Annotated in this window: 10 protein-coding genes; 1 reads left to right on the top strand and 9 read right to left on the bottom strand. The window is 72.5% G+C overall.

The window, feature by feature from the left end:
• Window positions 1-21: 21 nt before the first annotated feature.
• The 4 genes from KYT88_RS05485 to KYT88_RS05470 form a co-directional block, all read right to left on the bottom strand.
• Window positions 22-1,527 (bottom strand): sensor histidine kinase, encoded by a 1,506-nt coding sequence (locus KYT88_RS05485; RefSeq protein WP_043587780.1) that lies wholly within the window; start codon window positions 1,525-1,527, stop codon window positions 22-24.
• 9 nt (window positions 1,528-1,536) lie between these two features.
• Complete coding sequence (locus KYT88_RS05480) at window positions 1,537-3,144, bottom strand: CpaE/TadZ family protein (protein WP_237583805.1); 1,608 nt, start codon at window positions 3,142-3,144, stop codon at window positions 1,537-1,539.
• Window positions 3,141-3,779, bottom strand: a complete 639-nt coding sequence (locus KYT88_RS05475) for an SAF domain-containing protein (protein ID WP_043587782.1) — start codon at window positions 3,777-3,779, stop codon at window positions 3,141-3,143. Before KYT88_RS05475 ends, KYT88_RS05480 begins: the two co-directional genes overlap by 4 nt.
• A gap of 69 nt (window positions 3,780-3,848) precedes the next feature.
• Window positions 3,849-4,454 (bottom strand): hypothetical protein, encoded by a 606-nt coding sequence (locus KYT88_RS05470; protein WP_043587784.1) that lies wholly within the window; start codon window positions 4,452-4,454, stop codon window positions 3,849-3,851.
• A gap of 382 nt (window positions 4,455-4,836) precedes the next feature.
• Here KYT88_RS05470 and KYT88_RS05465 point away from each other — a divergent pair, with 382 nt between their 5' ends.
• Window positions 4,837-5,247, top strand: a complete 411-nt coding sequence (locus KYT88_RS05465) for an Rv3235 family protein (protein WP_227325188.1) — start codon at window positions 4,837-4,839, stop codon at window positions 5,245-5,247.
• Between the two features lie 108 nt (window positions 5,248-5,355).
• Here the strand turns inward: KYT88_RS05465 and secA are convergent, their stop codons facing one another.
• From secA to mtrB, 5 genes are all read right to left on the bottom strand, one after another.
• Window positions 5,356-8,181 carry a preprotein translocase subunit SecA gene (gene secA / locus KYT88_RS05460; RefSeq protein ID WP_119374021.1) on the bottom strand — a complete coding sequence of 942 codons (2,826 nt, stop codon included), beginning with the start codon at window positions 8,179-8,181 and terminating at the stop codon, window positions 5,356-5,358.
• A 200-nt stretch (window positions 8,182-8,381) separates the two neighbouring features.
• Window positions 8,382-9,071 (bottom strand): ribosome hibernation-promoting factor, HPF/YfiA family, encoded by a 690-nt coding sequence (hpf, locus tag KYT88_RS05455; RefSeq protein ID WP_043588049.1) that lies wholly within the window; start codon window positions 9,069-9,071, stop codon window positions 8,382-8,384.
• Between the two features lie 70 nt (window positions 9,072-9,141).
• Window positions 9,142-10,038: a ComF family protein gene (locus KYT88_RS05450; RefSeq protein WP_237583804.1), complete on the bottom strand. Its 897-nt coding sequence runs from the start codon at window positions 10,036-10,038 to the stop codon at window positions 9,142-9,144.
• 61 nt (window positions 10,039-10,099) lie between these two features.
• Window positions 10,100-11,860 (bottom strand): lipoprotein LpqB, encoded by a 1,761-nt coding sequence (gene lpqB / locus KYT88_RS05445; RefSeq protein ID WP_237583803.1) that lies wholly within the window; start codon window positions 11,858-11,860, stop codon window positions 10,100-10,102.
• A complete protein-coding gene (mtrB, locus tag KYT88_RS05440; RefSeq protein WP_012037736.1) occupies window positions 11,844-13,478 on the bottom strand; it encodes an MtrAB system histidine kinase MtrB in 1,635 nt (544 codons plus the stop codon). Before mtrB ends, lpqB begins: the two co-directional genes overlap by 17 nt.
• Window positions 13,479-13,480 lie beyond the last annotated feature (2 nt).

Genomic DNA, 13,480 nt, shown 5'->3' with positions numbered 1-13,480 from the left:
GCCGACAGGCGGGGGCCCGGCTCAGGACGCCGTGACGGGCGAGAGCCAGCGCAACGGCACCTCGATGGTCACCTCGGTGCCGCTGCCCATGAGCGTGTGCCAGTCGATCGTTCCGCCCAGCTCGCCCTGGATGAGCGTCCGCACGATCTGCGTCCCGAGCCCCGTCCCGACCTTGCCCTCGGGCAGCCCCACGCCGTCGTCGCGGACGCTGACCGTGAGCGTCTCCTCGGTGCGCGCTGCCTCGATGGTCACCTCGCCCGAGCGCCCGGCCAGGCCGTGCTCGACCGCGTTGGTCACGAGCTCGGTGAGCGCGAGGGCGAGCGGCGTCGCGTACGCGCTCGGCAGAACGCCGAAGCTGCCCACGATCTTCGGATGCACCCGCGTGTTGTGCGCTGAGGCGACCTCGGCGATGAGCAGCAGGACGCGGTCGAACACCGCGTCGAAGTCGACGTTCTGGTTCAGCCCCTCGCTGAGCGTGTCGTGCACCACGGCGATGGCGCCCACCCGGCGCTGCGCATGTCCCAGAGCCTCGCGCGCCTCCTCCGTGTGCGACCGGCGGGCCTGGATCCGCAGCAGGCTCGCGACCGTCTGCAGGTTGTTCTTCACCCGGTGGTGGATCTCGCGGATCGTCGCGTCCTTGGTGATCAGCTCGCGCTCCTGGTGGCGCAGCTCCGTCACGTCGCGGCAGAGGACGACGGCGCCCACCCGCTCGCCGTGGCTGCGGATCGGGATCGCACGGAGCGACACGGTGACGCCGCGCGACTCGATGTCGGTCCGCCACGGCGCCCGACCGGCGACGATCAGAGGAAGCGACTCGTCGACGGTCAGCCGCTTGCCGGTGAGGAGGCTGGACGTGGCGTCCGCGAGCGACTCCCCCTCCAGCTCCTCGGAGAAGCCCATGCGGTTGAACGCGCTGAGGGCGTTGGGGCTCGCGAAGGTCGTGATGCCGTCCACGTCGAGGCGCAGCAGGCCGTCGGACGCCCGAGGCGCCCCGCGCCGGGGACCCGTCGGCGAGCCGAGGTCAGGGAAGTCGCCATCGGCGATCATCGCGAAGAGGTCGTTGGCGCACTCGTTGAACGTCAGCTCCTGGCGGCTCGGAGTCCGCGTCTCGCTGAGGTTCGTGTGGCGCGTGATCACGGCGATGGGGGTGTCCGTGACCTCGGGGCTGCCCTGGGCCAGGCGACGCAGCACCGGCACGGCCCGCACGCGGGTCGGCGTCTCCTCGTACCAGTCCGGCGCGGACGAGTCGATGATGCGGGCGGTCTCGTGCGCGTCGGTGACCTGCTTGCGCCACTCCGCCTTGATGGGCTGCCCGACGAAGTCTCGGTAGAACAGCGTGGCCGAGCTCGACGGCCGGGCGTGCGCGACAGCGACGAAGCTTCCGCTCACGGTGGGGACCCACAGGACGATGTCCGCGAACGCCAGGTCCGCGAGGAGCTGCCAGTCGCCGACGAGGAGGTGCAGCCACTCGACGTCCGCGTCGGAGGACAGACCCTGGGCATGCACGAGATCGCTGAGCGTGGACACGGCTACAGCCTATGCGGGCCGGGCCCGCTCCTCCCCCGGACGATCGACCCCTCGACGCCTCGAGCCGGCCTCTCGACGCACCCGCCGTGGCGCGTCCTCGGGAGGGAGGAGCGAGGTGCGGGTGAACCGCGACCACTCGACGAGCGCCGGCGACCGCGGCGCCATGTCGCGGAGCGTGGCGCCGGCGAGCACCGCGGCGTCGAGCGACTCCCGATCCTCGGGGACGTAGGCCGCGGCCTCCACGCTCCCGAACCGGAAGAGGGTGCGCCGCACCTGGCCGGCTGCATCCCAGCCACCGGCGCTCGGACGGACCCGGTTGACGAGCACCGAGACCCGCGACGGGTCGACGATCTCGAGGAGCTGCACGTACGCGCGGAAGAAGCGCGAGAGGCCGACCGTGTCCGCGGAGACGACGGCGACGACGTGGTCCGCGCCGCGCAGCACGGCATGCGTGGCGGCATTGCGACGCGGGGCGAACATGTCGCTCGAGATCTCCTCGTCGTCCTCCAGGTTGAACGAGGCGTCGACCACGGTGTAGTCGCGCCAGCCACGGCACGCCTGCAGCACGGCGGAGACCCGCCCCTCCGCGAGCTCCGGCCACCTGTCCGGGCGCGAGATGCCCGTGAGGACCGAGAACCCCGGTGCCCGGGTGGACGGGTGGTGCTGCGCGATCCGCTCCAGCTCCTCCACGGTGAGGCTGTCCGCCGCCGCGAGTCGACAGGCGGCAGCGAATCCCGGCGCCTCGTCCAGGAGTCCGAGCGTGGCAGCGACCGTGCCGCCATGCACATCGGCATCGACCAGCACGGCCGACCGACCCGCCGCCGCGATCTCGCCCGCGATGGCCAGCGCGGTCGTGGTGCGCCCCGGCGCCCCCTGCGGGCCCCAGACCGCGATCACCCGGCCGACCGGTTCCCGTCCACCCGCGGCCGTGTCGTCCGCGTGCTCGTCGCGAGTCACGGGAGCCGGCACGCGCGGGCGTCTGATGAGCCCGAGACGGCCTCGCAGCGATCGCCCTCTGCGGTCCCGCTCGGCGTGCGTGCGCGAGCCCCACCCGGAGCGCGACGAGCCGTCGGCTCCGATCCGCCCTCCGAGCTGATCCGCGCTGCCGTCGGGACCGCGTGCCGACCGTCGGCCCCCCGCGTCCGCCAGACGGGCCCGGTCGGGAGCATCACCCGAGCCGACGCGCCCGGGAGGGTCGATCTCCAGGTGCGCGGCGACGGCGTCTGCGCGTCGGACGCCGGCTGCCATCCCGCCGGACGCCCCGAGCGGGCGCACCGAGAGCAGCAGCTCCTCGATCTCGCGCCAGGTGGCGCCTTCGTCCACGACCTCGTGGTGTCCGAGCGACTGCGCATTGCGACGGTCTGCCTCGCTCGACGCCACCGCGACCGCTCGCGCGCCCCGCTCGTCGAGCGCCGTGAGCACGTCGCGGTCGAGCGTCGTCGCGGATGCGGCGATGACCAGGTGCAGGGGGTCGGCCGTGGTCGCCCGGACAGCTGCGATCACGTCCGCCGCGCCCGCGACGCGAGCGAGGACCGTGTGACCGGATTCGACGACATCTCGCAGGAGCGCGTCCTCCACGCGAGGCGGGAGGGCGAGGATGAGCGAGGCCACGCTCACGCCCCCGCATCGCCGACGGGCACGAGCGTCATCTGGTCGCGTGCGTCGGTGGATGAGAGGACCGCCGCCACGTCCTCACGCGGCACGGTCAGCTGCACCTGGGTGTGGTCCTGGTCCGCGACGAAGCCCTCGGGCCGGATGACCTGGGCGACGGTGGCCCCCGAGACGATGACGCGCGGCGCGTCGTAGGCGTTCGTGCCCGAGCCCTTGGCCGCGGCCGCCCAGATGTCGACCACGGTGCCCGGGGCTACGAGGTGGTCGGCGCCCGCGGACGTGGGGATGACGACCGATGCGGTGGTGCGCGCGTCCGCGGAGGAGAGCGACGACCGCGGGATCAGCTCGCCCGCGCCCACGAAGCGGGTGACGACCAGCCCGTCGGCGGAGTCCGGGGAGACGTAGAGGTCCGCGGCACCGTCGATGCGGACACGCACGGGTACCAGGTCCGAGGCATGGACGGTGGTCCCCGCGTCGAGGGCGGACCCCGCGGCCATGACGACCACCGAGGAGTCCGCGGAGCGCAGGAGCGCCACCACTCCGCCGGTCGACACGAGGACCATCACCAGCCCGAAGATGAAGCGGGGATCCGACCAGACGGGACGGCGCGCCGGGCGCGCGGGACGAGGGGTGGGAGGCATGCCGGTCAATGTCGGGGACGGCGCGCGCACGCGTCGCGCGTTGTCCACATGCCGCTGCGACGGGGACGATCAGACGCGGACGAGGACGATCCCCGCGAGGGGCACCAGCCGGTAGCCGGAGACGAGCGACTCCCGTCGCGGGGTGCCCACCTCGTGGACCGCGACGTCGACGTGGTCGCGAGCGACGCGGTCCAGCGTGCCGCCGACCACCGCGTCACGGAGCCGCAGCTCGACACGGGCACGGCGCCGACAGAGGTCGCGGAGGACGAACGACAGCCCGATCCGGTCGACGATGCCGCGCTCGGGCGGGAGCTCCGAGACGGGCGCGAGGCTCGCCCGGACCTGCTCGCGGTCCAGGGCGAGCACGTGGATGGAGGCCAGCGGCAGGATGCACGCGCGCTCCTCGCGCGACGGCGCGTCGCCCGGGACCGTCAGCTCCCCCGACATCCAGTCACGTCCGAGCACCTTGGCGCGGAGGTCGATCCACGTGCCGTCCGACAGCGACAGGCGCAGCGGCCTCGCCTGATCGGCCGAGGTGAGCGCCCTCAGGCGGTCGCGCAAGACGGTCCGCGCGACGCGGGTGCGCTCCTCCTCCGCGCGCTGGTCCCGCTCTTCGGCGAGCCGCGCCGTCTCCCACTGACCCTCGAGGTCATCGAAGAGGTTCTCCCACCTCATCGGTCGCCGGACCCCCGCAGGCGGAGGGACCGGGGTGACGGGGAGGACTCGTACATCCGGGTCACCTTGGGTCCCTTCCTTGAGATCCGCTCTCAGTTCTCCACATCTTGTGCGCTGGACGTGCGCCGAGCCTCTCGCACTGTCACAGTTGACCAGTCATCGTGGTCCCCCCGATCGGGGGGGAGCACCGGGATGGGAGTGACGCATGAGTGAAGCAGTGCCACGGGAGGATCTCCCTGACCGCCGGAGCACCGTCGCCGGTAACGCCGAGAGCACCCCGACCCGTCGGTCCGGTGCTCGGAAGCCCGCATCAGCGCCCGCGCAGTCGTCGAGCGCAGTCGCCGGTCCGACACCCGCGACGTCGCCCGCGACGACCGCCACCGTGCGGGGCACGGTCCGCAAGCGCTTCGACGTCGACGACTTCTTCGGGCGCCAGCCGTGCAGCAGCCAGGACCTCCCCCCGTCGGGTCCGTTGCTCGAGAACCTCACGCGGTGCGTGATCGAGATCCTCGCCGGAGCGCGCGAGCTCGACCAGATCGCCCGGTGGGTCAGCGACGACGTCTACCGCCATCTCCTCAAGCGCGTGGTCCTCAGCGCTCGCGCCCGGCGCGCGAAGGGGCAGTCGGTGACCCGGCCGGTGTTCACCATCGGCACGGTCACGTCGTTCTCCCCTCGAGACGGCGTCATCGAAGCGGTCATCGTGGTCCACGGTCGGGCACGAGCACGCGCCGTCGCCATCCGGCTCGAGGGCCTCGACCGCCGCTGGCGCGCGACGGCCATCAACGTCCTCTAGCGACCATCGCACGACGAAGGGCGCGCCTCCCGCGGGAGGCGCGCCCTTCGTCGTGCGAGAGATCGCATCGCGCCGGGCCGACAGGAGACCTGCCGGCCCGGAGATGACCTACTTGCGCCGGTCGGCCTTGCGGCGCTCCTCGCGGTTCTGCGGCGCGGACGAGGAGGCGCCCGTCGGCTGGCCGAATGCACCGCGGGCGGGCGGTCCCTGCGGGGTCTCCGGCTCGTCCTCGCCGACCAGGACGGCGTCCTCCGCCTGCTGGTCCTTCTGGGCCTTCGCGGTGGCCGCCTTCTCGATCTGGCCGCGCTGGTTGCGAACCTCGACGCCACCGTCGTCCGTGGGAGCGGTGTACCGGAGCTTGTCCGCCGTCGCCTGGTTCGCGGCGAGGCCCTTGGCCTGGATGCGCGGGCCAACGGACTCCGCGTCCGCCGGGGCCTGCACCTCGACCTCCAGGTTGAAGAGGAAGCCGACGGTCTCCTCGCGGATGGCGCCCATCATCTGCTGGAAGAGCGCGAAGCCCTCGCGCTGGTACTCCACCAACGGGTCGCGCTGGGCCATGGCGCGGAGGCCGATGCCGTCCTTCAGGTAGTCCATCTCGTAGAGGTGCTCGCGCCAACGGCGGTCGATGACCGAGAGCACCACGCGGCGCTCGAGCTCGCGCATGGCGGCCTCGCCGAGCTGCTCCTCGCGCTTCGAGTAGGCGAGCTTGGCGTCGGAGAGGATCTCGCGCCGGACGAAGTCGCGGTTGACGCGGCCCTTGCTCCCGGCCTCCGTGATGACCTCGTCGATGGTGATGGAGATCGGGTAGAGCGTCTTGAGCTCGGTCCAGAGCGCGTCGAAGTCCCAGTCGTCGCCGTTGCCCTCGCCGATGTGGGAGTCCAGCACGTCGTCGATGACGGCCTCGAGGAAGCGCTGCGAGCGCTCTTGGAGGTCGTCGCCCTCGAGGATGTGGCGGCGGTCGCCGTAGATGGCCTCGCGCTGGCGGTTGAGGACGTCGTCGTACTTGAGAACGTTCTTGCGGATCTCGGCGTTGCGCGCCTCGACCTGGCCCTGGGCGCTGCGGATGGCGCGGCTCACGACCTTGGACTCGATGGCCACGTCGTCCGGGACGCTGTCGCGGCCCATGAGGCTCGCGGCGGCGCCGTTGTTGAACAGGCGCATGAGGTCGTCGGTGAGCGACAGGTAGAAGCGGCTCTCGCCGGGGTCGCCCTGACGGCCGGAGCGCCCGCGGAGCTGGTTGTCGATGCGGCGCGACTCGTGGCGCTCGGTGCCGAGGACGTAGAGGCCGCCGGCCTCGATGACCTTCGCGGCCTCCTCGTCGACCTCGGCCTTGACCTCCGCGAACACGTCGTCCCACTCGGTCTCGTACTGCTCGGGGGTCTCGACGGGGCTCAGCCCGCGCGCGTTCATGGCGGCGACGGCAAGGAACTCCGCGTTGCCGCCGAGCATGATGTCCGTGCCGCGGCCGGCCATGTTGGTGGCGACGGTGACGGATCCGAGGCGCCCCGCCTGGGCGACGATGGCGGCCTCACGCGCGTGGTTCTTCGCGTTCAGGACCTCATGGCGGACGCCCTTCTTGGCGAGGAGCTTGGAGAGGTACTCGCTCTTCTCGACGCTCGTCGTGCCGACGAGGACGGGCTGGCCGGCCGCGTGGCGCTCGGCGATGTCCTCGACGACCTGCTCGAACTTCGCCTTCTCGTTCTTGTAGATGAGGTCGGACTGGTCCTTGCGCTGCATGGGCCGGTTCGTGGGGATCGGGACGACGCCGAGCTTGTAGGTGCTCATGAACTCGGCGGCCTCGGTCTCGGCCGTGCCGGTCATGCCGGAGAGCTTCTTGTAGAGGCGGAAGTAGTTCTGCAGCGTGACCGTGGCGAGGGTCTGGTTCTCGGCCTTGACCGCGACGCCCTCCTTCGCCTCGATGGCCTGGTGGATGCCCTCGTTGTAGCGACGGCCCATGAGGATTCGGCCGGTGTGCTCGTCGACGATGAGGACCTCGCCGTTCATGACGACGTAGTCCTTGTCCTTCTTGAACAGGGCCTTGGCCTTGATCGAGTTGTTGAGGAAGGAGATGAGCGGGGTGTTCGCGGACTCGTAGAGGTTGTCGATGCCGAGGTGGTCCTCGACCTTCTCGATGCCGGCCTCGAGGACTCCGACCGTGCGCTTCTTCTCGTCGACCTCGTAGTCGACCTCCGGGACGAGGCGCTTGGCCACGGTCGCGAACTCCGTGAACCAGCGGTTCGCGTCGCCCGCGGACGGGCCGGAGATGATGAGCGGCGTGCGGGCCTCATCGATGAGGATGGAGTCGACCTCGTCCACCACGGCGAAGAAGTGGCCGCGCTGGACCATGTCGGACGCCTGCCAGGCCATGTTGTCGCGCAGGTAGTCGAATCCGAACTCGTTGTTCGTGCCGTACGTGATGTCGGCGGCGTACTGCTCGCGGCGCTGCTGCGGGGTCTGGCCCGCGAGGATCACGCCGGTGGTCATGCCGAGGGCGCGGAAGACGCGGCCCATGAGCTCGCTCTGGTAGCTGGCGAGGTAGTCGTTGACCGTGATGACGTGCACGCCGCGCGACGCGATGGCGTTGAGGTAGGCCGGCAGCGTGGCGACGAGGGTCTTGCCCTCGCCCGTCTTCATCTCGGCGATGTTGCCGAGGTGGAGGGCCGCGCCGCCCATGATCTGGACGTCGAAGTGGCGGAGGCCGAGCGTGCGGCGGGAGGCCTCGCGGACGGCGGCGAACGCCTCCGGGAGCAGGTCGTCGAGGGACTCGCCGTTGGCGTGGCGCTCGCGCAGCTCGACGGTCTCGTTCTTCAGCTCCTCGTCGGTGAGGTGCGTGAAGTCCTCCTCGAGCTGGTTCACCGCCTTCGCGTAGTTCTGCAGCTTGCGGAGCGTGCGCCCCTCGCCGACGCGAAGGACCTTCTCGAGTACTGAGGCCATCGGTGTCTCCCTGCGTAGATGGGCGGGCGCCGGATGACGACGACCGCCGTGACGGCGCGCGGATGTCGCCGCCGACGAGCTTCGCCATAGTACCGGCTCGTCCGGTGCCGTTCCCGGGAGCGCCCTGACCCGCGCCGCCCGCGGCACGCACGAGGCCCCGCGCGCCGGAGCGCGCGGGGCCTCGTGGGAGGGCGTGCGGATCAGCGGCGGAGCGACCGGGATCCCGCGCCCGCGCCCGCGAGCTCCTGCTCGCCGTCCGCGAGGCCGATGACGCCGTAGTCCCAGCCCTTGCGGCGGTAGACGACGCTCGGGCGGTGCGTCTCCGCGTCGATGAAGAGGAAGAAGTCGTGGCCGACGAGCTCCATGTGCTCGAGGGCCTGGTCGACCGTCATGGACTGCGAGGGGAAGACCTTGGTGCGGATGACCACGGGGCAGTAGTCGTCCTCGTCGACGGGCTGGTCGACGGGCGCGACGCTCTTCCCGTTGACCCGCTCGATGAGCTCGGCGTCGGCCGGGTCGAGGTCGATCTGGGCGAAGCCGTCGGTCGCGGCCTCCTGCAGGGAGACGGGCCGGTGGTTGCCACGATGGATCTTCTTCTTGTCCTTGGCGCGGCGCAGCCGTTCGAGCATGCGCCCGAGGGCGAGGTCGAATGCCGCGAACTTGTCGGCGGCGCTGCTCTCGGCGCGGATGACGGGGCCGGGCCCCACGAGCGTGATCTCCACGCGGTCGTCCCCGGCGGATCCGCCGGACTTCTCGCTGTGCCGCGAGACCTTGATGTCGAGAGAGATGGACTTCTCGGCGAGCTGGACGATCTTGTCGGCCTTCTCGGTGGCGTACACGCGGAATCGGTCCGTGATCTCCGCGTTGCGGCCGGTGATGTTGATGTCCATGACGTACCTCCAGATCATGACGCGTCGCCCGCTGGAAGAGGGCGATCACTTTCACGCCTTTCGGGCGAGCCTAGACCTCGGGCTCCTCGCAGCGCGAGGCATCCGGCGGGTGGACCGCGGGCGCATCGGACATGCACAGGGAGCGACGGGTCGGTCGGCGGGCGGGGACGGGCGGCACCCCGCCGCGCGAGCGGGCCGGGACGGCCGTGAGGACCGCGCACGCGACGACCTCGCCGCCCGCCGCAAGGACGGCGCGGCAGGTCTCGCGGAGGGTGGCGCCGGTGGTGAGGACGTCGTCGACGACGAGGATGCGGCGGCCGGTGAGGTCGATGCGGGCCGCGAGGCAGCCGTCGACGTTGGCCGCGCGGGCGGCGACCCCGAGGCCGGCCTGGTCGGCGGGGCGTCGGGTGAAGCGCAGCGGGTGGCGCCGCAGGCCGAGGACGCCGGGCGCACGGAGCGGGCGCATGCCGGCGCGGGCGAGCAGCACCTCGACGGGCGCGTAGCCGCGCCGGCGCAGGGAGGCCGCCGGCGTGGGGACGGGGATCACGTCGAGGGGACGCCCCGCGATGGCACCGGCGGCTCCGCGCTCCGCGGCGACGACGGCCGCGCGGACGGCTCGGGTGAGGGTGGGCGCCAGCGCCCGCGCGGCGTCGGTGCGGCCCTCCTCCTTGAGCGCGGACAGGAGCCGCGGCCAGGGCGGCGCGTACGCGCTCCCGCAGCCCACCGGCACGATGCGGGCGGGCACGCGGCCGCTGGGGGCGGGGACGGCGGGCAGCGCGAGCCGCCGCACGAGGGGCGGGCAGGGGATCGCGACCCGGCAGGCCGGGCACACGGCGCGATCCGGCGCGCCGCATCCCGCGCAGGTCACCGGGGCGACGACCGCGAGGGCGTCGAGCAGAGCGTCGCGGACCGCGGGCGGGACGCGGGAGGGCATGGCGGGGGCGGGACGGCCGGGCACGGGGATCACCCGCGGAGGGTCGCACGCGACGGGTTCAGGGCGGACGGGCGGGACGGATCCGTGGAGGGGATCAGCGCTTCGTCGCGACGAAGGAGACGCCGGTGGCCGTCTGCTGCCACGTGCTGCCCCGCGGCGTGAGCAGTGCGCCCGCGCTCGTGAGCACCCGCAGGCCGCTCTCGTCGTTGGCGCCCGTGATGGAGACGCCGTCGGCCGAGGATCCCATGTCCTTCGACGGACCGCCGACCTGGTGCAGCTCCACCTGGCGCTCGCCGTCGGGCGCGAGGGTCAGGGTGGCGACGTCGAGCTCGTCGACCCACGTGGCGTCGAGCGGGGTGCCCGGCGACGCCAGGAGCTCGAGGGGCGTCGTGGTCAGGGAGGTCGGGACGCCGCCGTCGCGGACGATCGACGCGACGAGCAGCTGCGGCCCGGCGCCCGTCTCGAGCTGCACGAGGACGCGCGCGCCGTCGCGCGCGACCTCGAGCGAGACGACGCGGCCGGTGGCGGTCCAGCTGACGGCGACGGGGTGGCCGACGCCGTCGGGTCCCCAGGCGACGAGCCCGCGGGGATCCGAGGCGGGCGTCGACCAGACGTAGCCCTGCGCGTCGAGCGAGGGCGCGGCGAGGCCGGGGCGCGTGTCGAGGAGGACCGCGTCGCGATCGCCGTCGCCCACCGACCAGACGCCCGACGGGTTCCGCACGGCCGCCTGCTTGCCGTCCGCGCTGAGGGTCGCCGCGTCGGCGCCGAGCGCCGCCACGCGCGTGCCCAGGGTGCCGAGCGGGGCGACCTCTCCCCCGCCGAGGTAGCCGAACTGGCCCTGGGCGAGGACGAGCGGGCGCGACTCCGCCTGCGGGTCCTTGACCGGGCCGCGTCCGCCGAGGTCCGCGACGGTGATGGGCGTGCCGTCGACGAGCATCTGCACGTCGAGCACGGACGGGATGTTGGACAGGCTCTGCCGCAGCTGGAGCTTCATCCGCTGCTGGGTGACGCCGTCGGCGGCGCGCGCCTCCGTCGAGAGGTCCACCTGCGGCGTGCCGCCCGCGGTCGTGACGGCCGAGGACGCCAGCCGCGTGCCCTCGGGGAACGCCGTGACGACCGCGGGCTGGGACAGCCACGGCGACGGGCCCTGGAGGAGCGACTTGACGATCCGCGTGCTCACGCTCTGGGACGCGCGCGTGACGAAGAACCGGAGGTCCGGCACGAGGAACGAGAACGTGGGGTCGAAGAAGTACAGGGCGTGCGCGCTGAAGATCTCGCGGAAGTAGGTGGAGCGCAGGGCGATGCCGTCGGGCGCCTTCGCGATGCGCCACTCGCCGCGCTCCTGGACGAGCTGGAAGGACAGGCGCGTCTCCTGGTCGCTGCCGACCTCGCGGTAGTGGCCCTGCCCGTCGACCGTCGCGATGGTCGTCACGGAGTAGCTGTACGTGCCGTCGACCTCCTCCGAGGTGCTCGCCTGGCCCTCCCAGACGACGACGCTGGCGAAGGGATCCCAGCGCGACGCGAAGTCGGACGAGAGGAACTGGCGCGCGACGCCGTACTGGTCGGCGGAGCTGGTGGCGGCGTCGACGAAGCCGGCGATCACGTCGTCGGGGGCGTCGCCCGCCTGCGGGCCGTCCGGCTGGTAGCTGACGCCGGACTCGTCCGTGACGGTCGCGGGGTCGCCCTCGGAGACGGGTCCGCCGGACGGGATGGAGACGCAGCCGGAGAGGAGGACGGCGCACGCGGCGACGAGCGCGACGGCGGCCGCGCGGGCCGAGCGGCGGGCCGCGCGGGCCGAGCGGCGGGCCGCGCGGCGGGCCGAGCGGCGCGGGCGGGGATCAGGTGCTGGGGACACGGGCGTCCTCCTCGTCGGCGCGGTCGTCCGCGGGGTCGTCGGGCGGCAGCGCGACGGGCGAGCTGTCGAGGGGGACGTCGGGCCGGCGCGGCAGGGTCAGGCGGAAGCAGGATCCCTCGCCCGGCCGCGACCACAGCTGCAGCCAGCCGTGGTGCAGGTTCGTGTCCTCCAGCGAGATGGCGAGGCCGAGGCCGGTGCCGCCCGTGGTGCGCTGACGCGACGGATCCGCGCGCCAGAAGCGGTCGAAGACGTGGCCCATCTCCTCGTGCGTCATGCCGACGCCGTAGTCGCGGACGGCGAGCGCCACGGCGTCCCGGTCGCTGTCGACCGTGATGACGATGGGCCTGCCCTCGCCGTGGTCGACGGCGTTGCCGACGAGGTTCGTGACGATGCGCCGCACGCGGCGGGCGTCCATCTCCGCGTCGAAGTAGCCGCCGGGGGCGACCAGCCGGAGCTCGGAGCCCTTCTGCGCGGCGAGGCCCTCGAACTCCTCGATGGAGTCCTCGACGAGCCGCACGAGGTTCGTCGGCTCGGTCACGAGGTCCACCGCGCCCGCGTCGAACCGGCTGATCTCCAGCAGGTCGGCGAGCAGGGTCTCGAACCGCTCCACCTGGGTGTGCAGCAGCTCGGCGCTCCGGGCGGCCGGCGGGCTGAAGTCCTCCCGCAGGTCGTAGAGCACGCCGCCCGCGAGCCGGATCGTGGTGAGCGGCGTGCGCAGCTCGTGCGAGACGTCGGAGACGAAGCGCTGCTGCAGCTGCGAGAGGTCGGCGAGCTGCGTGATCTGCGACTGCAGCGAGTCCGCCATGCCGTTGAAGGAGCGCGCGAGCGTCGCGATCACGTCCTCGCCCTTCACCGGCAGGCGCTCCTCGAGCTGCCCCGCGGCGAGCTTCTGGCTGGTGTCGGCGGCGACGCGGATGGGCGCGACGACCAGTCGCACGACGAGCCACGCGATCGCCCCGATGAGCACGATGAGGAAGAGGAACGCCAGGAGGATCGTGCCCGCCACGAAGTCGAGGGTCTGCTGGATGTCGCCCAGGTCGTAGACGAGGTAGAGCTCGTAGCGGCCGGCCGAGGGGATGTCGATGCTGGATCCCACGACGATGCCGGGGCTGGTGGCGCCCTGGTCCCCCACCGGGATCGCCACCGACTGCCACTGCTGCGTGCCCGTGCCCTCGCCGACCGCGCGCCGGAGGTCGGCGCTCAGCAGGCTGTCGACGTAGTCGGCGGTGGACGCGTTCTGCAGCACGTTGCGCGCCTCCGTGCCGGGCGTGCGGCGGAAGGCGAAGTCGGAGAGGTTGATGGCGCTGCCGCGCAGCTCGTCGAAGACCTGGGTGCGCAGCTGCTCGAGCTCGGTCTGGTCGGAGGCGTCGGAGGAGGTGAACTGCTCCTGCATCCGGCTGGTGGCGCTGTTCGACTGCTGCAGCACGGTGTCGAGCCGCTGGCGGAAGAGGTCGCTCGAGATGCTCTGCGTCATGAGCACGCCGATGAGGAGCACCGTGACGCCCGAGAGCGCGACCGTGATGAGAACGGTGCGGAACTGGAGGGACACCGACCAGATCCGGGTGAGGCGGCGCGGCCACGACCTCCAGTCGACGAGCCACACGGGCAGCGGGCGCATGG

It is taken from the genome of Clavibacter sp. A6099, assembly GCF_021919125.1.
GTDB classification, from domain to species: Bacteria; Actinomycetota; Actinomycetes; order Actinomycetales; family Microbacteriaceae; genus Clavibacter; species Clavibacter seminis.
The sequence above is the reverse complement of the archived record's forward strand: the minus strand, read 5'-3'. Positions and strand labels throughout refer to the sequence as shown.

What these genes read in the sequence shown, in the direction of transcription:
- KYT88_RS05475 (WP_043587782.1), bottom strand. Translation starts at nt 3,779, where the DNA reads ATGCCTCCCACCCCTCGTCCCGCGCGCCCGGCGCGCCGTCCCGTCTGG.
- KYT88_RS05470 (WP_043587784.1), bottom strand. Translation starts at nt 4,454, where the DNA reads ATGAGGTGGGAGAACCTCTTCGATGACCTCGAGGGTCAGTGGGAGACG.
- secA (WP_119374021.1), bottom strand. Translation starts at nt 8,181, where the DNA reads ATGGCCTCAGTACTCGAGAAGGTCCTTCGCGTCGGCGAGGGGCGCACG.
- hpf (WP_043588049.1), bottom strand. Translation starts at nt 9,071, where the DNA reads ATGGACATCAACATCACCGGCCGCAACGCGGAGATCACGGACCGATTC.
- mtrB (WP_012037736.1), bottom strand. Translation starts at nt 13,478, where the DNA reads ATGCGCCCGCTGCCCGTGTGGCTCGTCGACTGGAGGTCGTGGCCGCGC.